Origin of the sequence: Exiguobacterium sp. s75, from assembly GCF_018617145.1 — a bacterium.
Lineage (GTDB): Bacteria > Bacillota > Bacilli > Exiguobacteriales > Exiguobacteriaceae > Exiguobacterium > Exiguobacterium profundum.
This window is the reverse complement of sequence record NZ_JACSJQ010000001.1, coordinates 864,430-883,937: the sequence shown is the minus strand read 5'-3', so window position 1 is coordinate 883,937 and position 19,508 is coordinate 864,430. Positions and strand designations below refer to the sequence as shown.

The following is a 19,508-nucleotide window of genomic DNA, read 5'->3' as shown; positions in this document are numbered from 1 at the left end:
AAACCTTAAAGGCAGCACCTACTTTGTTTTATTACATCCTACTTTTTTGATTTTAAGAAATAGGAGAGTTCGATTGAGCCACAGCACCCGAGCCCTCTGTAGAGGCATTGAAGAGTTTTCTAGACAAGAATATAGCCAATGACGACTGAATATCGAACCCGAAAACATAATGGTTGACAGCAAACGTTTACGATTGTAAACTAAAAACAAATAAAACGTTTACGATTGTAAACTTAAAATTTGGAGGTTGGACAAATGGCTGAACATGTCGAAAAACAAATAACGGATTCAGAATGGGAAGTCATGCGTGTCGTTTGGGCCCAAAAGCACGTGACCAGTAAAGAAATCATCGAGGTATTGGAAAAGAAGATGAGCTGGAAGCCTGCGACGACGAAGACATTCATAGGGAGGCTCGTGAAAAAAGGGATGCTCTCAACCGAGGCCGAGGGGAATAAATTCATCTACTCTGCCAACATCGTTGAAGGCGACGTCATCAGAGAGACGTTACATGATCTACTCGATCATATCTGTGACAGGGATGTCGGGAACACCATCGGAACGATGATCACACAAGCGACACTAAGTGTACAGGATATCGAGAATCTCAAAAAAATCCTTGAGATGAAGGAAGGTGAAGCGGTGGAAAACATTCCATGTACTTGTACCCCAGGTCAATGCAGATGTCAGGACCATTCCTGTGGATCCAGACATTGAGTTTGAAATGACGTCATGAATGTGTTGAATAGGAGGAGATTCAAGATGAAAAAACGATTTTAACGATTAAAGGTATGTCGTGCGCTCATTGTGTCAACAAAGTCGAGTCAGCACTTGAAGGTCTGAATGGGATTGAAAGTGCGAAGGTCAACTTGAAGAAAGGCATCGCAAAAGTGAAGTACGACGAATCACGACTAGGTGTGAATGAATTTAAAGAAGTTGTGGGCGAGGTCGGATACGAAGTCGAATCGGCCCAATAAAAATGGAGGTAAGACGATATGGAGAGTAAGACATTTGCAGTGGAAGGGATGACCTGTGCGTCCTGCGTTCAGACAGTTGAAAAAGCAACCCAAAAATTGCCTGGCGTAGTGACCTCCAACGTCAACCTGGCGACAGGGAAATTGAGCATTCATTACGATGAGACGAAAATCTCGCCGCTAGATATTCAGACGACCGTCGAGAAGGCTGGCTACAAGGCCTCAACTGAGACCGAGCAAAGATCATTTGTCATCACAGGGATGACTTGTGCCTCATGTGTGCAGACGATTGAGAAGGCCACGAGGAAAATGGTGGGTGTGACTGAGTCGAATGTGAACTTGTCGACAGAAAAATTAGTCATTCGATATGATCCTCAGCTGGTGACTGTATCAGATGTCATCCGAGTGGTGGCAAACGCCGGATATGAGGCAAGAGAAGACCAAGAATCAGCGGATAGTCAAGATACCGAGAAAGAAAAGAAACTGAAAAAAATTCAATCGATGTGGAACCGATTTGTAGGGTCGGCGATTTTCACGATTCCATTACTCTATGTGGCGATGGGGCATGTGATCGGCCTACCCCTACCGATGGCATTGCATCCAACGATGAACCCAGAATTGTTCGCTGTCTTGCAGCTCATGATGACCATCCCAGTGATGTTATTCGGATGGAAATTCTTCTCCGTCGGATTTAAGACATTGTTCCGAGGGCATCCGAATATGGATTCACTTGTCGCACTAGGGACGAGCGCAGCCTTCTTCTATAGCGTCGGTGCTACCATGGCTATCCTCTCAGGTTATGAGGGATACGTGAATAGCCTCTACTATGAGACAGCCGCAGTCATTCTCACGCTGATCACATTAGGTAAATATCTTGAAGTCCGGACGATGGGTAAAACATCCGAAGCGATTGAAAAATTGATGGGACTGGCACCTAAGACGGCAAAGGTCGTCCGCAACGGACAAGAGTTAGAAGTATCAATCGACGAAGTCATCGTCGGCGACACGATTATCGTAAAGCCTGGTGAGAAGATTCCGGTGGATGGCGTGGTTCTATCAGGTAATACGTCTGTAGACGAATCCATGCTGACCGGTGAAAGTATCCCTGTTGAAAAAAATGTGGGTGCTCAAGTCATCGGTGCCAGCATCAACAAGAACGGGATCATCCAATACCGAGCCACGAAAGTCGGTAAGGATACGGCGCTATCTCAAATCATCAAATTGGTCGAGGATGCACAGGGCTCTCGAGCTCCTATCGCAAAACTGGCCGATATCATCTCCGGATACTTTGTACCGATTGTCATCGTCGTCGCGATCCTTTCAGGAATTGCATGGTATTTAGGCGGTCAGACCGGCCTCTTCGCCTTGACGATCACGATTTCAGTACTGGTCATCGCCTGCCCTTGTGCACTAGGTTTGGCCACACCAACAGCAATCATGGTGGGTACGGGCAAAGGTGCTGAGAATGGTGTGTTGATCAAGAGTGGCGGCGCCTTGGAGACGACCCATAAAGTCCAGACGATCGTGTTCGACAAGACAGGGACGATCACTGAAGGAAAACCGAAAGTGACAGATATCGTGACAGTGAATGGACATCAAGAAGATGAGTTGTTACGCTTGACCGCTTCCGCTGAAAAAGGGTCTGAACATCCATTGGGCGAAGCAATCGTAAGAGCGGCAGAGGACAGAATGATGCGTGTCATGGATATCGATCGTTTTGAAGCCATCCCAGGGCACGGGATCGAAGTACTGATCGACGGAAAAGTCTTGCTTGCCGGAAACAGAAAATTGATGAAAGACCGCGGCATCTCACTGGATGTCCTTGAAGGCGCTTCAGACAAACTCGCACACCAAGGCAAGACGCCGATGTATATCGCGATTGACCAACAAATCGCAGGGATCATCGCTGTCGCAGACACCGTCAAAGAAAACAGTCGTAAAGCCATTCAGAAACTTCAACGAATGGGTATCGAAGTAGCCATGATCACCGGAGACAACAAAGGTACGGCCATGGCGATTGCGAGACAGGTCGGGATCGATCGGGTACTGAGTGAAGTGTTACCTGAAGACAAAGCGAACGAAGTGAAGAAGTTACAGGCCGAAGGGAAGAAGGTCGCAATGGTCGGTGATGGAATCAATGACGCACCAGCCTTGGCCCAAGCAGACATCGGAATCGCGATCGGTTCGGGTACTGACGTTGCGATCGAATCTGCAGACATCGTCTTGATGCGAAGCGATTTGATGGATGTACCTACAGCTGTCGAATTGAGCAAGTCAACCATCCGCAATATTAAACAGAACCTGTTTTGGGCATTTGCCTATAATGTCATGGGTATCCCGTTTGCGATGGGGATTGTTTATCTTCTTGGTGGGCCCTTATTGAACCCGATACTTGCTGGAGCGGCCATGAGTTTAAGCTCAGTCTCGGTCCTGGTGAACGCACTCCGTTTGAAACGATTTAAGCCTTCGATGATCAAATAAAAGGAGGAATTGGGATGGATAGAGATCTACAGCTCGAACTTTACACGCGTCCGACGTGTTCAGATTGTCAGGATGCCAAAAAATACTTAAAAACAATCTCAGTCTCTTATGTGAACAAAGATGTGGGTGTGAACCTTGACCTTGAACAAGAAATGGTAGCGATATCAGGAAATCGAATCGTACCACTGTTTGTCTTCTACAAAAAAGGGATGCTCAGAAAGAGAAAAGTAGTGAAGTACTTTGTTGGCTTCGAGAACAACAAAGAGGAGATTCTAACATTGCTACGATAAGCAACGATAGCTCACTCTCAGAACCTGTTGAAAGCGTGTCGCGCAATGAGGGACACGAACATAAGGTGGCGAGGGTGTAAAAAAATCGATACTTTTACACCCTACCCATGTATGGTAATTAAATAATCAGGAGGAACATATAATGAAAAAATCAACATTTCAGGTAGCGAATATGTCTTGTGGATCTTGTATCAATAAGATTGAAGGACACGTTGGAAAGTTAGCGGGTATTGAATCAGTGAAGGTCAATCTTTCGGCGGGAGAGGTGGACGTGACGTTCGATGAAAGCCAACTCACACTTTCTGAGATTGAAACCGCAATTCAAGAGAATGGCTACGAGGTAACGGAGGCGACCGTTAAAATCGGCTGTTCTTGCTGCAAGTAATGGAGGTCGAGTGACGGTGCGATCAAGGACTACACAAAGGAGTGTTAAACGTGAAAGACCATGGACATCATCATATGAAGAACTTGACGGGAAATGAAGTGTCTGTAGAGGCTAAATATGAATTCGGGAAAATCAGTATCGAGTTAAAGGATCAACATCAGCAAGCCCCGGAACTCGAAGTCAGCCATGAAAAGGAATTCCATTTGATTCTCGTGAACGAAGACCTAACTGAGTACCGACACCTCCATCCGTTTAAAAAGGGTGAGGGTCGATTCGAGCACCCCGTCCAACTTGAGGCAGGGGCGTATAAACTCTTCGTGGATATTCAGCCTAAGGGACTGGCATATCAAGTGAAGCCGGTTCACTTACAGATTGATCATCAGTCCTCTTCCTCTATCGAATCGTCACTTAAAGTGGATGAGCGTCTGACGAAAACGATCGAAGGTCATACCGTCGAGCTGTCGATTGACTCTTTAAAAGCGCATGTCCCGACTGTCTTCAGCTATGACACCAAAGAAAGTAACCCGGAGCCATACCTTGGAGCACTTGGTCATGTCGTCATCTTGGATGAAGCCGGAGAACAGTTTATCCATGTGCATCCTTCTTCTCATGATACGACGGAATTTGAGACGGTCTTCCATAAACCTGGCCTATACAAGGTCTGGGCCGAATTCCAGTTCCATGGGACTGTGCACACCTATCCTTTCGTCATTCGTGTCTCAGATTGACCATGAGCGACCCATGGTTCCTCGTTGGGTCGCTTTCCTGTAATCGTTGTAAGCATAATTTTCGAAGGAGAGGACTCAGATGATAGAAAGTGAGCGGCTGGACACTCATGGTGATCGAAAAACCAAGATGAAATTCATCCTTCTACTCGCGTTACCAGCGATTGCCGAGAATTTTTTCCAAACGTTGCTCGGATTTGTCGATACGCTGTTCGTCTCAAGAATCGGCCTAGCAGAAGTGTCAGCGGTAGGAGTGACGAATGCCATCCTCGCCATCTACTTTGCTGTCTTTATGGCAATCGGTGTGGCAGTAAACGTTTATGTCGCCAATAACTTAGGCTCAGAACGAATCGAGCGCGCGAGACATATCGCGCAGCAGGCCATCGTCCTATCTGTCGTGGTCGGGGTGACCTTTGGGGTCGTGACGCTATTTTTCGCTGAGCCTCTCCTGAGGTTGATGGGGGTGGAGAATGACGTTTTAGAAGCTGGTAGCACCTACTTCAAAATTGTCGGGATCCCATCGATCGTGATGGCATTGATGTTTGTGCTCAGTAGTATCTTACGAGGTGCGGGAGATACAAAATCACCGATGAAGGTAAGCATCGTCATCAATGTCGTCAATATTGTGCTCGACTATATGTTGATTTTCGGTTTTTGGATCATCCCCGAACTTGGTCTCGTCGGAGCGGCACTCGCGACCGTCATCGCCCGGCTCGTCGGGACGCTCTTATTGATGAACTATATTCGTAAGACGGAAGTGATCGCCTTCAGGAAAGATTTCTGGAGACCGGATCTCGAACACCAGTTGGAGCTCGTGAACCTTGGAAGCCCGGCGGCTATCGAGCGATTGGTCATGAGAGCCGGACAGATCGTGTATTTCGGATTCATCGTGGTACTCGGGACGAACACCTTCGCCGCGCATCAAATTGCAGGGAATCTAGAGGTGTTCTCTTATATGTTGGCATATGGTTTCGCGACAGCAGCAACCATTCTCGTCGGTCGCAACATCGGAGCGGGAGACCACGAGACCGCCAAAGAATATGCCAGATTGAGCACGTTCATGGCGATGGGCTTCATGTCCTTATTCGGGGTCGTCTTATTCTTCTTCGGAGGATGGGCAGGTTCACTTTTCACCGACGATCCCCAAGTCATCAAAGACATCGATGTCGCGTTAAAAATAGCAGCGGTCTTCCAGCCTTTCCTAGCAGTTGTCCTTGTATTGACCGGTGGATTCCAAGGAGCAAACAATACGAAGTTTCCAATGTATCTGACCACGATCGGTATGTGGGTGATCCGGACTGGGGCAGTATATGTATTGGCGATTCAGATGCAGATGGGCATTGCAGGAGTGTGGATCGCCATCGGTCTAGACATCGTCTTTAAGGCGATCGTCCTTTGGATTCAATTCAGCCGAGGGCGTTGGATTGTAGTGGAATCCGAACCGCAGAAGCCCTGTCATCCCAAAACTAAGCATGAAGACGTGCGATGTATAAATAATTATTAACACTTGACTGAAATTGTAGGAAAGAGCAAAGTTGTTCTTTCCTTTTATCTTTTCTGAAAAAGTTATTAAAGGAGCCCGTCACGCCGATCTAAAGAAATCGAATCAGTGGTGAAAAACACACATATGTCATGCGGCCTATAGCTGCTCGATTATAAAAAATGGATATTTTTTTGTTCAGTATAGAAAAAACCTGGTCTTCGTCAAAAAGAACCAGGTAATTAAGAAAGTTATTGTTTATTCAAATCCATATTAGTTGTCAGTCGATGAATATGAACGGCTAGATAAGCTAGTTCCTCATTAGGAATTGTCACACCGTGCAACTGTTTAAGGTAGTCCCGTACTTTGAATGAACCATTCATGGCCTTTGGGTAGATGTTCGCAATCTGTTCAAATAGTTGATCGGATTCTTCATTCAATATTTTTCCAGCATAAAAGCGTTCAGCGAAATATTTCACATGTGTGATGAATCATGAATAACGAATATCTTCTTCATCGGTTTCAATATTGTAAGCATTATGAAAACGTCCAATCATGAGAAGTTTATTCAATTTCTAAACGAGCGCCAAGAAGTAGTGGAAGCCCATCGTGTATCAGGAGAAGGATGTTACCACCTAAAAATAAAAGTGACATCTCAGGAAGAACTGAATCTCTTTCTAAATTCGATTCTTGAATACGGGAATTATACGCTTTACTTGTCTATCAACGAAATCAAGCGGCGTCTCTCGCCAATAAAAGACGTATAAAATATATCGCTAGCTGTACAAAAGTTGATAGAGACAGTTAAACACCTTAGAAAAATCATTTAATTCTATGAAAAAGCTCAAATTCTTGTGAACTGCCCCATAACAATTGGACATAAAAAAATCTAACTTTGGGCTAACCTAAATTTTTGAGACAATATAAAAACACCTTCGCAGTGGTCCACTTTAAAAAAGTGCTGGCATCGGAGGTGTTTTTGCGTGGGCAAAAACGTATATTCAAGTGAAGTGAAGTGAAGTGAAGTGAAGTGAAGTGGGCAGTGGTGAGAGACAAACTAAGTTGTGAGTTGACGACTAGAGAGATTATGGAGAAACACGGAATCAAAATTTTGTCGTGTTTCGGCTGATATTCGATCAATTCGGTCACGAGTTCTGCTGTAGAAGAAGCATATGGCTCCAAATAGACAAGTAGCGTATTGTCGATAAATTCTACATCTCGGCGGTGATAATCGAACAGTACCACTTTTTCGGCTCTTTGTAACAGACGTTCGTCAATCACAATACTCGGTACTGGTTTGCGGAATGAAAATAAATCTGTCATCAAATGCTTGGAATTTTACCAAGTGATCACTCATGGGAAATCTGCTTCAATAAACAGGGTGATATTATTACCAAATGTAAAAAATTTGATTTCTGTCACGTATATACGTTCGGTATTACTACAATATATGGAAATATAAAAGGAAAAAAGTCACGTGGAGTACCTGGACAAGTTGAATCTGAATCGTAAATCCAAAACAAATCTAGTTTACATATCATGTGTTTTATCGGAAGTTGTATGAACACAAAATGGAGAAAAGCGGCCAATCAAAGCGTCTCTTTTCTCCAGTTTTTTCGTCAAGGTATATTTACGAGCAGATTTATTCTGACATAAAAAAAGATAAGAGATATTAGAAAATTCTGATATAATATTAAAAGGGAGAAATATCCCTGCTAATTTATGTAAGTTAGGCTTAGGAAACAATACGGAGGAGGACATTCAGATGATGGAAGAAAAGCGCATGCCGCCTGAAGCAGCCATATTTGGAACAGCAAACGGCGTATTTTTCATGGCGATATTCGGCACATTATGGGCATACACTGGCATTATGGGTTTGCAATGGCCGGGAGGAACGCAAACAGCATTGCTTATCATTGCACTATTAATCGGAATCGCTTTGTGCACAACGGGCTTTCTGCTGCTGCGATCGGGAAGGAAGTTTTCTGGCACCAGCGCTGGTTCAAAGTCCGGAAAAAAACAGCGCAATGCATTTAATCTTATTTTCGCTGCTGAAGGGATTGCCATCGCAATTGCCATCTTTGTTTGTAACGCGACACAAATTACGCAACTCATTCCAATTATCGTGGCGTTGATTGTTGGTGTGCACTTTTTCCCATTGGCTTCACTTTTCGGCGTTCGTGTTTATCATCTGACGGGGGGACTGATTTGTGCAATCGCTCTCGTCGCCTGGATTTTTATTCCGGAGAGAATTTCGATTGGCGGATATGAAGCAAATGCATACATGACGGTAGTTGGCCTGGGGTCTGCACTGGTCCTATGGCTCACGTCTTTGCAGATTGTCCGTATCGGCAGGGGAATTGTTCAGAATGCAGAAGCACGTTAATTCGAACAAAATTGGAGTTAAGAGATGGAGCCCGAAAAGCTTCTTCTCTATATTGATAAGCTCTTTTCTATGTATGAATTGTACTAAATCCAGTTACATATAATTGCTTATCTGAAGGAAAGAAGTGATGGAATAAGCTTCTTTCCTTTCGTTCGTGTAAGTGTACTTTTACGAACGCTTTTATTTCCACTACTATTAAACTTCGTTCAGACTATACGAGTGTAAAAAGAAATCTCTGAACTTATGGAAGAAATCGGATATTCACCTTTTTCTACAGGTCTTCTCTAATCGCCTCTTTCATCTATTAAGAAGCTCATTCTTTTGAAATAAATATACTTCCCATAACAATCGGTTATTAGAAGAAAAAAAGAAGATGGCCGAGAGACATTTTCTCTTCCTTTATTTTTTTATACATCGACCATTTAGGTCCACTTTGTTGAAGAATTAAAATTAAAAAGAATCAATATACTTGACCTTGTACCGTGGTACAGGGTTTATTCTGTATAAATCGAGGAAAATCCTGCACATAACTTTGCAACTCAAAAGAGACAGGAATGTAATCAAGCAAGTATAGATCCTGTACTCGACTAGAGGGGAATATGACAAGTGAGGTGAGAGGCATGCAAATGCGTATCGGAGAACTGGCTGACAAATGCGGTGTGAACAAGGAGACCATTCGATATTATGAACGTCTCGGCTTATTTCCAGAGCCTGATCGCACTGAAAAAGGCTACCGGATGTACGGTTTGGAAACGGTTGATCGATTGAATTTCATTAAACGGATGCAGGAACTAGGATTTACTCTACAGGAGATTGATAAATTGCTTGGAGTCGTCGATCGCGATGAAGCAAAGTGTCGGGATATGTATGATTTTACTGTGCTCAAGATAGAAGACATTCAACGGAAAATTGAAGATTTGCAGCGAATTGAACGGATGTTAAGTGATCTTAAAGAAAGGTGTCCCGAAAACAAGGATATCTACGAATGCCCCATTATTGAAACACTGATGAAGAAATAAGAAGTGAAACGGAATGAAAAACACATTGAAAAAGTTCAGGCTGGTTTTTTGTCGCATTAATCACATGTCCCTGCCACTTGGTTTTACTCCTTCCCTTGTTTGCAGGAACTGCACTGGGGTCGTACTTCATGGAATTTAAAGATGTTATTTTCATCTTGATGAGTTTGCTATTCATTTTTGCTCTTTTCAAGGGCTGGCGAAAAATTGATCCAGAATCAAAACAGAAAACAAAGAAAGAAAGCGCGCCGATACATGATTGCTGCAGCTTGAAGAGGATAAAATCATGAAGGAAAAAGTGCCGCAGTTAGCTGCTGTATTCTCGGCTTTTGCTATGGCTGCCTGTTGCCTAGGTCCGCTGATTTTTCTTCCCCTTGGACTGACAGGTCTTGCAGGAGCATTAGCCTTCTATTCATTAAAATACCGGTTGTTGTTTAGCGTCTTAACGCTTTTTCTCCTTGCTTACTCCTTTTATAAGGTGTATGGAAGAAAAGGGAAAAGGAAAAGTTCGGTCATTGGTTTATGGATTACGTCGTTTCTTGTTTTCGGCATGTTTCTGTTTTTATTCATAGTCGAGGGCGGAATATAAAAGAGAAGGAATTTATATGAAAAAACAGCTAATTGGGATTATGATGGTCGTATCTCTTTTGTTGGTGATCAGTGCTTGCAGTAACGGGCAAGAAGTTCAACAACCGCCAACGGAAGAATCGGGGAGTAAAGTGGAAATGGGTGTTGCGGCCGCACAGAAAGGTGGAAACGCGGAAGTGGCAACCGAAGGGACAGGTGTATTCATGGTTACGGCTTTTATGGATTGCTGCCCGCCATCTGTCGTGGAAGATGCCATTGCCGAAGTAGAAGGTGCCGGTAAAACGGATATTCAAGTTGACGGAAGCACGGCGGAAGTGACAGTCACTTTTGATGAGACGAAAACCAGTTTGAATACCATTAAGACGGCGGTTGCAGACATAGGGCTACCCGTCGAATAAAAGGAGGAATTTTCACATGAAAAAAGTTCACGTAAACGTTCAGGGAATGACCTGCACAAGTTGTGAAGAACATGTTGCGGCTGCTCTTGCGAATGCAGGAGCAAAAGGAATTGAAGTCGATTACCGCCGCAAACAAGCGACGTTTGAAATCGCTGAAGGGAAACTGGAGAAGGCGAAACAGGCAATCGACGAGTCGGGGTATCAAGCGGGGGAAGCGACGGTGGAAGCCGAAGAAAACGAGTTTGTTTCAAACAATTCGTCCCTTGATTATGACTTGCTGATTATCGGTTCGGGTGGAGCTGCCTTTTCAGCTGCCATCAAAGCCGTTGAAAAAGGGGCAAAAGTGGCGGTCGTCGAACGGGACATTGTTGGCGGCACGTGCGTCAACATTGGCTGCGTTCCTTCCAAAACGATGCTTCGTGCGGGGGAAATCAATCACTTGGCCAGCAACAACCCATTTGTCGGTTTGAAGACAAACGCCGGACCGGTTGATCTAGCTGCGTTGACCGGGCAAAAAGACGAGCTTGTCGACGGGATGAGACAGCAAAAATACATCGGTCTGATTGAGGAATACGGATTTGAGCTAATCCGCGGAGAAGCCGCTTTTAGGGACGAAAAAACAGTCGAAGTGAATGGGCAGGCCTATACCGCAGCGAAATTTTTGATTTCGACAGGGGCAGCCCCGTCCATTCCGGATATTCCGGGACTTAGCGAAGTAGACTATTTAACAAGTACCACCGCTTTGGAGGTAACAGAAGTGCCGAAAAAATTGGCCGTTATCGGTTCAGGTTACATTGCGATGGAACTGGGCCAGCTGTTTCATAACTTAGGGTCCGATGTGACGATGATGCAGCGGAGTGAACGGCTGCTGAAAGAATACGATCCGGAAATCTCGGAAGCCGCCGATGAAGCCTTAACCAAGCATGGCCTAAAATTCGTCAAGGGAGTCACCTACAAGAAGGTCGAACAGAGCGGTGATATGAAAAAAATTCATATTGAAGTGAACGGTCAGGAACAGGTAATTGAAGCGGATCAAGTGCTGGTTGCCACTGGAAGACGGCCGAATACGGATTCCCTCCATTTAGAGAAGGCCGGGGTTGAGATTGGCCCGCGAGGGGAAGTAGCGGTCAATGATTATCTGCAGACCAGCAACGCCGACATCTATGCAGCGGGAGATGTGACCTTAGGCCCGCAGTTTGTCTATGTGGCTGCTTATGAAGGTGGGATTGTAGTTGAGAACGCACTGGGTTCGGCAAATAAGAAAGTAGATTTGCGGTTTGTTCCGGGCGTGACGTTTACTACCCCAGCCATTGCAACAGTCGGGCTGACGGAACAACAAGCCCGGAATAAAGGGTACGAAGTGATAACTTCCGTGCTGCCGCTTGAAAACGTGCCAAGAGCTCTAGTGAACCGTGAAACAAGCGGTGTCTTTAAACTGGTGGTCGATCAGCAAACAAGAAAAATTCTCGGGGCACATGTCGTGGCTGAAAATGCGGGAGAGGTAATTTACGGAGCCACACTGGCCGTACAGTTCGGCTTGACCGCAGAAGATCTGAAAAATACGATGGCCCCATACCTGACAATGGCTGAAGGATTGAAACTGGCCGCCATCACGTTGGACAAGGATGTCAGCAAACTGTCTTGCTGTGCCGGCTAACGAATCGGCCAGGATAATATCGCCAGCAAAGAGATAAGGGATAGGTCTCTTAATGAAAAATGAGACAGAAAGAAATCAGCTGAGAAAATAACTGAAATTCAATCGAAAGAAGATTGGAATAACAGGGGCTTAAGGACAAATCGCATTTGATTTGTCCCTTTTGTTTTGAGAGGCTTATTATTTTAGCCAGTTGGGCAGAAAAAATGACACATGTAAAGCCATCTCCGTTCTGAAAGGTTTTCAGGTGAAAGGAAAACAAACTGAACCATGAACAAGGTACATGGTTTTTGACAGGACGGGCGGTGGAATAGTAGGACTAGCACTATAGAAGGGAAAAAGGAAAAGCGATTTCTTTTTTTACATGGAGAGGATGAGAGAAATGGAAGAAGAATTCGATTTGATTGTCATTGGAACCGGTTCAGGTGGGTCCGTTGCAGCTTCTAAGTGCAATAACGCGGGATGGAAAGTCGCAATAATTGATTCACGGCCTTTCGGCGGCACCTGTGCACGGAGGGGATGCGATCCGAAAAAAGTGCTGGTGGGAGCTGCTGAAATGATTGACGGCATCGACAGAATGAAAGGAAACGGCATCACCTCCGGTTCCAGCATCAATTGGCCGGAATTGATGGCTTTTAAACGCACCTTTACTGAACCGTGCCGGATAACCGAGTGGAGAACTTTCAAAAAGCAGGGATTCACACTTTTCATGGGCGAGCTTCCTTTTTGAATGAAGAGAAAATTCAAGTAGGCGAAGATGTCTTAACCGGAAAGCATATTCTGATTGCGAATGGAGCCAAACCGGCCCCATTGCCTATTGAAGGGACGGAACATCTCACGTATAGCGACGAATTCCTGGAATTGGATGAGCTTCCAGCGAAAATGGTGTTTATCGGCGGCGGATACATCTCATTTGAGTTTGCCCATATCGCTGCCCGGGCAGGGTCAGAAGTGCATATCATCCACCGGGGAGATCGCCCACTTGAGCAATTTGATTCTGAACTGGTCGGGTTGCTGATGGAGAAATCGAAAGAGATTGGTATTCATCTGCATCTCAATACGGAGGTAAATTCGATTGAAAAGAAGGGTTCCTCTTACATCGTAAACGGGTCGAATAACGGCCAGCCGGTTCACTGGGAAGGCGACCTGGTTCTACATGGCGCAGGACGAATGCCTGACCTAGAAGATATGCAGCTGGAAAAAGGCAATGTGGAACGCGAAAAAAGAGGCGTTTCCGTCAATGAATACCTTCAAAGCAGCAGCAACCCAAGAGTATACGCAGCCGGGGATGCAGCAGCAACAGCGGGCCTTCCGTTAACCCCGATTGCATCGATGGAGTCGCATGTGGTGGCATCGAATCTGCTCAAAGGAAATCACCGGTCGCCTAATTACAAAGTGATGCCGACAGTAGTTTTCACACTGCCAAAACTGGCTTCTGTAGGATTATCCGAAGAACAGGCGAGGGAAAAAGGTCATCAAATCAAAGTGAATAAAATTGATACATCAGACTGGTACACTTACAAGCGCACTAACGAAAAATATGCGATGGTGAAAGTCATTGTTGATGAACAAACCGACAAAATACTGGGTGCCCATTTGATCAGCCAGGAAGCAGATGAATTAATCAATCATTTTGCGACAGCTATACAATTTGATTTGGCGACAAAGGACCTTAAGCAGATGATTTATGCCTATCCAACGGCGGCTTCCGATCTAGGGTATATGCTATAAGATAATGAATTAGGCAAAAGAATAAAATAAAGACAAACTTTAAATGGGTCAGTATGAATTATTAAGGAATCCATTTTACTATAATCTCAAGCAGCGCCTAATTTACGTTATGTTACGTGAAAATTCTTTGATATGAAGAGAGAAGAGGTAGTTCGAAGCATATCTTCTCCCATTTTTGTTTGTATAAGTGTACTTTTACGAACGGCTTTTATGAAGCTAGTGAAGAGCAGTTAAGGGTTTTAACGGCAGTGTTATAAACAAAAAGCACAACCAGCTGCAGATGTTCAATGAAAATCTTTAACGAGGTGCTGGAGAAATAAGCGTCCTCCAGGTTCTTTCCCCTAAATAAATGATGTCACGAAAGATTATATCGGTTCAGTAAACCCTATAAATAGGATAAAAACATAAGATTAACCGTCAGAGGAGGGATTTTCGGATTTTTTGTCTAACCTAGGAATTCAATCTACTTATCTGTTTAGTCAGCTAATCATGCAGATATAAAGTGACCATCACCATATCCCCACCACTTTTACCAATCGCATCTCTGATTTCATGATTGATGGAGATAATCTTGTCTTCATTTTTTCTTGGAGCTAAATTAATGTTTTTTATTTCAAAATCATCAATGGTCCCAGATACTTTTAGGTATCCCCATTTCCCTTTAATACCGGCTGTTCCAGGAAGTCTAATGTGATATGTCCATGCTCCAAATCCCTTTTTGTATTGTAATTCGAGTTTCTGATTGTCGATTATTTTAATCATTATAAGTCATCTCATTTCTCATTAAGTTTATCAAGAATCAAGAGCTAGCGGTATCTGTCGCTGCTGAAAATCGCATTTTATCCTGAAAGATGGACATGGAAAGCGGAAGTTTCATTAGGCAGCCACATTCAAACGAGTGCTTAACATGCATGCTTAAACTGTGCATAAAACAGGGCTCAATTCAGATAAATTGATCAAAACGTCGAACTACGAAAAAAGTCGTTGATAGCGCTTTCGGTCACATGCTATCTTGTAGTCGATGGAACGTAATTGTTTATTCAGGCATAACCTAAGAGCTTGCACACGTTTTTCTGAGTGTACCGCTTTTTTTAGGTTATGCCTTTTTGTGTGGACAAACACCTAAAAGAGAGGGATCTAATATGAAAGTTGTGAAAGTTTTTAACAATAATGTCGTTTTGATTGAAAATGATAATAATGTTGAAGAAATAGTGACTGGAAGTGGCATTGGTTCGGTATTCGAGAGGGAGACACCTTGAGAGATGTCAAAATCACACAAAAGTTTGTACTAGAACAACAGGCATCTGTGCATGAGCTGGAAGCACTTCTACAACGAATCGATGTGAAGGACATCGAATTGGCCGGCGATATTCTCCAATTTTATGAAACTGAAGTAGGGAATACGGTCAACAACATGGCTCTCCTTGGACTAGGTGATCACATTAATTTTGCGGTCGAACATGCGCGAAAAGGGATGAACTTCCGTTCTGCGTTAGAGTGGGAAATTAAGCAGTTGTATGCGAAAGAGTACTCGGTCGCATCGGCGGAGATGAGTTCGTGATCCTTTAGCCTTATCCTTTGGACTTCAAGAAAGCGACATTTAAATACGAGCTCTCAATCGGAGATGTGCCGGTGACGCTCGATGCTTCAATTGGAGAAGCTGCTTATCCGACAGACGGGGACTCACTAGAGACACTGATTTTGGTCGCAGATGATGCGATGTACATACAACAATATACATGATTGAGTCACGACATGCCATGACTCGACAACAAAAGAGAGTGTACACGTTTCGACGTCGAAATGTATACACTCTTTTATATATCCATCAAAGTGGAGTCGAATCGATTGTCTAGAAAGCACTCTGTCCCTTTAGAAATATACACATCTCAAAGTATTGTCGTCGCTTTTGATTATATATGACCATATATCATTTTTTTGTATACAAAAATCTAGATTGATCAGGAGAGGTAATTATCGAGATTAGGCGGTACGAGCGTAAGGTTAAGAAGGGCTCGATAAACTCATCAAGGACTCTTCCAACAACCGGGACTCTTCTAACAGTTCTTTTAACGTATTGCTATATGGGTTCAATGAGATTTGAGTATGTCCGATACCTCCAAAACTGAACGAACATTGCATCAACACACCCAGGAATGTGTACTCGTGTAAAACAATACGAATTCCGGGTCGTCGCTTAGCCTCGCCAAGAGAGCAGCCTCACGTTTTTGAGGGGGAAGTTGTTGAAAGACTGGATCACCGATCGATTGATAATAGGGTCACAAGCGTAAAGTGTAGTAAATTTAGGTTCGAGAGCAGCTGCGTGGTCATAGATGAGTTTAAAATGTCGAAGATCATTGTCATTCACTTGTGACAGAAGATGCAAGAAGAAAGTGGAATCATACGAATATTTTTGTGACTATGGATATGACGAGATTAGCGAAGCCACATATAACGAATTATGCAACTAATTATTTTTCGTTCGTCTATACAGTAATTTAAAAGTTGATAAAAAGATGAGTTTCTGGACATTAGAAACAAATAAAAAGGGCTTGGAATAGCCCTTTTATCATAATGTGAAAAAACGAACAAAATTATCTGTTTAACCTTCGTTAACGGGAATTACTATTAGAAAAATCATTTTATGTTTTTCATTCAAATATTCACTTGAATATTAACCAAGGAAAGGTATATACTATATTCAAGTTAACACTTGAATATCAATGGGGTGATAATGTGAATAAGAAAGATACTTGTGAAATTTTTTGTTATGACGAGGAAAAGGTCAATCGAATACAAGGTGATTTAAAAACAATCGATATTGTTAGTGTTGCCCAAATGTTAAAAGCAATTGCGGATGAAAATAGGGCAAAGATTACCTATGCTTTGTGTCAAGATGAAGAGTTATGTGTGTGTGATATAGCAAATATTATTGGTATTACGGTGGCAAATGCTTCTCATCATTTAAGGACCCTTCATAAACAGGGGATTGTAAGATATAGAAAAGAAGGAAAACTAGCGTTTTATTCGTTAGACGATGAACATATTAGACAAATAATGATGATTGTACTAGAACATAAGAAAGAAGTGAATGTCAATGTCTGATCAAAAGGCAATAACATCTGAACAAGAAATGAAGGCCTATCGTGTACAAGGTTTTACTTGCGCAAACTGCGCGGGTAAATTCGAAAAAAATGTAAAACAGCTATCTGGAGTTGAGGATGCAAAAGTAAATTTTGGTGCATCTAAAATTGTTGTTTATGGTAATGCAACGATAGAAGAACTAGAAAAAGCAGGTGCATTTGAGAATCTCAAAGTGACACCTGAAAAATCTGCTCGCCAAGCATCACAAGAGGTAAAAGAAGATACGAAAGAAGATAAAGTGCCGTTTTATAAAAAGCATAGTACTCTACTTTATGCTTCCTTATTGATTGCCTTTGGTTATCTTTCCTCGTATGTGAATGGAGAAGAGAACATTGTTACTACCTTATTGTTTTTAGCATCCATGTTTATCGGAGGATTATCACTTTTTAAAGTTGGTTTGCAAAACTTACTACGTTTTGAATTTGATATGAAAACCCTTATGACAGTGGCTGTTATAGGTGGCGCTATCATTGGGGAATGGGGAGAAGTGGCCATTGTTGTCATTCTCTTTGCGATTAGTGAAGCTCTTGAACAATTCTCTATGGATAAAGCAAGACAATCGATTCGTTCATTAATGGATATTGCACCAAAAGAGGCACTCGTTAGACGAAATGGGCAAGAAATGATGATCCATGTGGATGACATTGCCATTGGTGATATTATGATCGTGAAACCCGGCCAGAAGATTGCCATGGACGGGACTGTAGTAAGCGGCTATTCGGCTGTTAACCAGGCGGCCATTACGGGCGAGTCTGTTCCTGTTGCGAAAACGGTTGATGATGAAGTGTTTGCAGGTACCTTAAATGAAGAAGGATTACTTGAAGTAGAAATAACGAAACTTGTAGAAGATACAACAATTTCTAAAATTATTCATCTTGTAGAGGAAGCACAAGGGGAACGTGCTCCTTCGCAAGCATTTGTTGATAAATTCGCAAAATATTACACACCGATTATTATGATCATTGCAGCATTAGTTGCTATAGTCCCTCCATTATTCTTTGATGGCAGTTGGGAAACATGGATTTATCAAGGATTAGCTGTTCTTGTTGTCGGCTGTCCTTGTGCGTTGGTTATATCGACTCCGATTTCCATTGTTTCAGCAATCGGGAATGCAGCGAAAAAGGGCGTTCTTATAAAAGGCGGTATTTATCTAGAAGAAATGGGTGCCTTAAAGGCCATTGCATTTGATAAAACGGGCACACTAACAAAAGGTGTCCCAGTGGTAACTGATTTTAATGTGTTGAACAAGCAGGCAAATGAAAAAGAATTGCTGTCCATCATTACTGCATTAGAATATCGTTCCCAGCATCCTCTTGCTTCAGCCATCATGAAAAAAGCAGAAGCGGAGAACATTAATTATTCTGACGTACAGGTAGAGGATTTCTCTTCTATCACAGGAAAGGGTATAAAGGGTATCGTAAACGGGACGACTTATTACATCGGTAGCCCGAAACTCTTTAAGGAATTATTGACTAATGATTTCGATAAAGACTTAGAGCAAAATGTTACTACTCTTCAAAATCAAGGTAAGACAGCCATGATTATTGGAACCGAAAAAGAAATACTTGCTGTGATTGCGGTAGCGGATGAAGTACGTGAATCAAGTAAAGACGTTATTCAGAAATTGCATCAACTTGGCATCAAAAAGACCATTATGCTTACAGGCGATAACCAAGGTACCGCGAATGCGATCGGCGGCCATGTTGGCGTATCGGATATTCAGGCAGAACTGATGCCAGAGGACAAATTAAACTATATTAAACAATTGAGATCCGAGTATGGCAACGTAGCAATGGTAGGAGATGGGGTCAATGATGCACCTGCATTGGCGGCCTCAACAGTTGGGATTGCAATGGGTGGAGCTGGTACAGATACAGCACTGGAAACGGCAGACGTTGCTTTAATGGGAGATGATTTAAGAAAACTTCCATTCACTGTGAAACTAAGCCGTAAATCCCTAAATATCATCAAAGCTAACATCACCTTTGCAATTGCCATTAAATTTATTGCCTTGCTATTGGTCATACCGGGCTGGTTAACACTTTGGATTGCCATCCTTTCAGACATGGGGGCAACTCTTCTGGTAGCGTTAAATAGTATGCGGCTTATGCGGGTCAAGGAATAAAAGGGAAAAGGGCTTTCTGGTTGTCTGGAAAGCCCTTTTTCTTACCATGTATAGAAATTTGGGGGTTAGTTACATTAAAAATGATTAAAAACGGGTATACGTTACAGGTTGGTTCACAGCAGTTTTAGGATTAC

At 43.1% G+C, this 19,508-nt stretch carries 20 protein-coding genes and 3 pseudogenes; 20 read left to right on the top strand and 3 right to left on the bottom strand.

The genetic code is table 11. From position 1 onward, the window contains the following. The first annotated feature begins 255 nt into the window (after positions 1–255). The 7 genes from KNO68_RS04580 (at position 256) to KNO68_RS04550 (ending at position 6,356) form a co-directional block, all read left to right on the top strand. On the top strand, positions 256–714 hold the full coding sequence (locus KNO68_RS04580; protein WP_214730660.1) for a CopY/TcrY family copper transport repressor: 459 nt from the start codon (positions 256–258) through the stop codon (positions 712–714). Between the two features lie 38 nt (positions 715–752). Then, positions 753–974: a cation transporter gene (locus KNO68_RS04575; protein WP_353047965.1), complete on the top strand. Its 222-nt coding sequence runs from the start codon at positions 753–755 to the stop codon at positions 972–974. A gap of 18 nt (positions 975–992) precedes the next feature. Continuing rightward, positions 993–3,452: a heavy metal translocating P-type ATPase gene (locus KNO68_RS04570; RefSeq protein WP_215112144.1), complete on the top strand. Its 2,460-nt coding sequence runs from the start codon at positions 993–995 to the stop codon at positions 3,450–3,452. Positions 3,453–3,466: 14 nt separating this feature from the next. Beyond that, a complete protein-coding gene (locus KNO68_RS04565; protein WP_029595503.1) occupies positions 3,467–3,742 on the top strand; it encodes a glutaredoxin family protein in 276 nt (91 codons plus the stop codon). A gap of 142 nt (positions 3,743–3,884) precedes the next feature. After that, a complete protein-coding gene (locus KNO68_RS04560; RefSeq protein ID WP_214686850.1) occupies positions 3,885–4,127 on the top strand; it encodes a heavy-metal-associated domain-containing protein in 243 nt (80 codons plus the stop codon). 50 nt (positions 4,128–4,177) lie between these two features. Then, complete coding sequence (locus KNO68_RS04555) at positions 4,178–4,855, top strand: hypothetical protein (RefSeq protein ID WP_236355812.1); 678 nt, start codon at positions 4,178–4,180, stop codon at positions 4,853–4,855. 79 nt (positions 4,856–4,934) lie between these two features. Further along, complete coding sequence (locus KNO68_RS04550) at positions 4,935–6,356, top strand: MATE family efflux transporter (protein ID WP_211779491.1); 1,422 nt, start codon at positions 4,935–4,937, stop codon at positions 6,354–6,356. A gap of 227 nt (positions 6,357–6,583) precedes the next feature. On the opposite strand, the gene KNO68_RS14955 is transcribed toward KNO68_RS04550, so the two are convergent. Further along, a complete protein-coding gene (locus KNO68_RS14955) occupies positions 6,584–6,811 on the bottom strand; it encodes a PRD domain-containing protein (RefSeq protein ID WP_270810937.1) in 228 nt (75 codons plus the stop codon). A gap of 60 nt (positions 6,812–6,871) precedes the next feature. On the opposite strand from KNO68_RS14955, the gene KNO68_RS04540 reads away from it, so the two are divergent. Further along, positions 6,872–7,099, top strand: coding sequence for an Lrp/AsnC ligand binding domain-containing protein (locus tag KNO68_RS04540; RefSeq protein WP_214686849.1), 228 nt, complete (start codon positions 6,872–6,874; stop codon positions 7,097–7,099). 342 nt (positions 7,100–7,441) lie between these two features. On the opposite strand, the pseudogene KNO68_RS15135 reads toward KNO68_RS04540, so the two are convergent. Beyond that, a pseudogene (locus tag KNO68_RS15135) lies at positions 7,442–7,622 on the bottom strand (DHH family phosphoesterase); the annotation flags it as partial. A gap of 475 nt (positions 7,623–8,097) precedes the next feature. Here KNO68_RS15135 and KNO68_RS04530 point away from each other — a divergent pair. The 7 genes and pseudogenes from KNO68_RS04530 to KNO68_RS04500 all read left to right on the top strand — a co-directional run bounded on the left by KNO68_RS04530 (position 8,098) and on the right by KNO68_RS04500 (position 14,105). After that, on the top strand, positions 8,098–8,718 hold the full coding sequence (locus KNO68_RS04530; RefSeq protein WP_068869109.1) for a hypothetical protein: 621 nt from the start codon (positions 8,098–8,100) through the stop codon (positions 8,716–8,718). Between the two features lie 620 nt (positions 8,719–9,338). After that, the gene (merR1, locus tag KNO68_RS04525; protein ID WP_034781979.1) at positions 9,339–9,737 is read left to right on the top strand and encodes a mercury resistance transcriptional regulator MerR1; all 399 of its coding nucleotides are present in this window, start codon (positions 9,339–9,341) and stop codon (positions 9,735–9,737) included. A gap of 53 nt (positions 9,738–9,790) precedes the next feature. Next, positions 9,791–10,024, top strand: a pseudogene (locus tag KNO68_RS15090) (hypothetical protein); the annotation flags it as partial. Beyond that, entirely contained in the window at positions 10,021–10,323 is a 303-nt protein-coding gene (gene merT / locus KNO68_RS04515; protein ID WP_034781975.1) for a mercuric transport protein MerT, read from the top strand. The pseudogene KNO68_RS15090 and the gene merT, both read left to right, overlap by 4 nt. A gap of 16 nt (positions 10,324–10,339) precedes the next feature. Continuing rightward, positions 10,340–10,720: a mercury resistance system substrate-binding protein MerP gene (gene merP, locus KNO68_RS04510; RefSeq protein ID WP_058765831.1), complete on the top strand. Its 381-nt coding sequence runs from the start codon at positions 10,340–10,342 to the stop codon at positions 10,718–10,720. 16 nt (positions 10,721–10,736) lie between these two features. Further along, positions 10,737–12,377, top strand: coding sequence for a mercury(II) reductase (merA, locus tag KNO68_RS04505; RefSeq protein WP_034781970.1), 1,641 nt, complete (start codon positions 10,737–10,739; stop codon positions 12,375–12,377). 379 nt (positions 12,378–12,756) lie between these two features. After that, positions 12,757–14,105 (top strand): annotated as a pseudogene (locus KNO68_RS04500) (dihydrolipoyl dehydrogenase family protein). Between the two features lie 483 nt (positions 14,106–14,588). Here the strand turns inward: KNO68_RS04500 and KNO68_RS04495 are convergent. Further along, entirely contained in the window at positions 14,589–14,867 is a 279-nt protein-coding gene (locus KNO68_RS04495; RefSeq protein WP_029336155.1) for a DUF1905 domain-containing protein, read from the bottom strand. A gap of 380 nt (positions 14,868–15,247) precedes the next feature. Between KNO68_RS04495 and KNO68_RS04490 the strand changes: the two genes are divergently transcribed. The 5 genes from KNO68_RS04490 (at position 15,248) to KNO68_RS04470 (ending at position 19,374) form a co-directional block, all read left to right on the top strand. Next, positions 15,248–15,364 (top strand): CAT RNA binding domain-containing protein, encoded by a 117-nt coding sequence (locus KNO68_RS04490; protein ID WP_081828354.1) that lies wholly within the window; start codon positions 15,248–15,250, stop codon positions 15,362–15,364. Beyond that, complete coding sequence (locus KNO68_RS04485) at positions 15,361–15,666, top strand: PRD domain-containing protein (RefSeq protein WP_052090305.1); 306 nt, start codon at positions 15,361–15,363, stop codon at positions 15,664–15,666. The genes KNO68_RS04490 and KNO68_RS04485 overlap by 4 nt, the downstream gene beginning before the upstream one ends. A 17-nt stretch (positions 15,667–15,683) precedes the next feature. After that, complete coding sequence (locus KNO68_RS04480; RefSeq protein WP_215112141.1) at positions 15,684–15,848, top strand: hypothetical protein; 165 nt, start codon at positions 15,684–15,686, stop codon at positions 15,846–15,848. A 993-nt stretch (positions 15,849–16,841) separates the two neighbouring features. Continuing rightward, on the top strand, positions 16,842–17,210 hold the full coding sequence (gene cadC, locus KNO68_RS04475; RefSeq protein ID WP_003322301.1) for a Cd(II)-sensing metalloregulatory transcriptional repressor CadC: 369 nt from the start codon (positions 16,842–16,844) through the stop codon (positions 17,208–17,210). Continuing rightward, positions 17,203–19,374 carry a heavy metal translocating P-type ATPase gene (locus KNO68_RS04470; protein WP_215112140.1) on the top strand — a complete coding sequence of 724 codons (2,172 nt, stop codon included), beginning with the start codon at positions 17,203–17,205 and terminating at the stop codon, positions 19,372–19,374. Before cadC ends, KNO68_RS04470 begins: the two co-directional genes overlap by 8 nt. Positions 19,375–19,508: the final 134 nt, after the last annotated feature.

Bases quoted from the DNA above. Each gene is read 5' to 3' on its own strand.
- merR1 (WP_034781979.1), top strand. From the start codon at position 9,339: ATGCAAATGCGTATCGGAGAACTGGCTGACAAATGCGGTGTGAACAAG.
- KNO68_RS04495 (WP_029336155.1), bottom strand. From the start codon at position 14,867: ATGATTAAAATAATCGACAATCAGAAACTCGAATTACAATACAAAAAG.
- KNO68_RS04560 (WP_214686850.1), top strand. From the start codon at position 3,885: ATGAAAAAATCAACATTTCAGGTAGCGAATATGTCTTGTGGATCTTGT.
- KNO68_RS04565 (WP_029595503.1), top strand. From the start codon at position 3,467: ATGGATAGAGATCTACAGCTCGAACTTTACACGCGTCCGACGTGTTCA.
- KNO68_RS04530 (WP_068869109.1), top strand. From the start codon at position 8,098: ATGATGGAAGAAAAGCGCATGCCGCCTGAAGCAGCCATATTTGGAACA.
- KNO68_RS04490 (WP_081828354.1), top strand. From the start codon at position 15,248: ATGAAAGTTGTGAAAGTTTTTAACAATAATGTCGTTTTGATTGAAAAT.
- KNO68_RS04470 (WP_215112140.1), top strand. From the start codon at position 17,203: ATGTCTGATCAAAAGGCAATAACATCTGAACAAGAAATGAAGGCCTAT.
- KNO68_RS04550 (WP_211779491.1), top strand. From the start codon at position 4,935: ATGATAGAAAGTGAGCGGCTGGACACTCATGGTGATCGAAAAACCAAG.
- merA (WP_034781970.1), top strand. From the start codon at position 10,737: ATGAAAAAAGTTCACGTAAACGTTCAGGGAATGACCTGCACAAGTTGT.
- KNO68_RS04570 (WP_215112144.1), top strand. From the start codon at position 993: ATGGAGAGTAAGACATTTGCAGTGGAAGGGATGACCTGTGCGTCCTGC.
- KNO68_RS04580 (WP_214730660.1), top strand. From the start codon at position 256: ATGGCTGAACATGTCGAAAAACAAATAACGGATTCAGAATGGGAAGTC.
- merT (WP_034781975.1), top strand. From the start codon at position 10,021: ATGAAGGAAAAAGTGCCGCAGTTAGCTGCTGTATTCTCGGCTTTTGCT.
- KNO68_RS04540 (WP_214686849.1), top strand. From the start codon at position 6,872: ATGAAAACGTCCAATCATGAGAAGTTTATTCAATTTCTAAACGAGCGC.
- merP (WP_058765831.1), top strand. From the start codon at position 10,340: ATGAAAAAACAGCTAATTGGGATTATGATGGTCGTATCTCTTTTGTTG.